This window comes from Halomonas sp. SIMBA_159, from assembly GCF_046536035.1.
In the GTDB taxonomy this organism is placed as follows: domain Bacteria; phylum Pseudomonadota; class Gammaproteobacteria; order Pseudomonadales; family Halomonadaceae; genus Vreelandella; species Vreelandella venusta_A.
Window position 1 is genome coordinate 1 of the sequence record NZ_JAWJBT010001148.1, and the last position, 251, is coordinate 251.

The following is a 251-nucleotide window of genomic DNA, read 5'->3' on the forward strand; positions in this document are numbered from 1 at the left end:
GGGTGCCGTCATCGCCCGGCTCGCCGCCGAGCACTTCGACGTGGTCCTCGGCGACGGCGACAGCGGTCACCTCGCCTCCCTGGTCCTGACCCGGATCGTCGCGCCGGGGGAGGACGCGACGAGAGAGGTCGCGCGCAGCGGTGTGGACCCGGCCGTCGAAGCCGCGGTCCGGGCGGAGATCGCCCGCGCCGCCGAAGACTTCCAGGTCGATCTCGTGGACGAGACCTTCGTCCTCCGACTCGCCCTGCACG

At 73.3% G+C, this 251-nt stretch carries 1 protein-coding gene; it reads left to right on the plus strand.

Annotated elements, in window-relative coordinates; genetic code table 11:
* The coding region (locus R0J87_RS22865) for a hypothetical protein (RefSeq protein ID WP_498889222.1) at positions 1-251 on the plus strand (251 nt) is incomplete at both ends.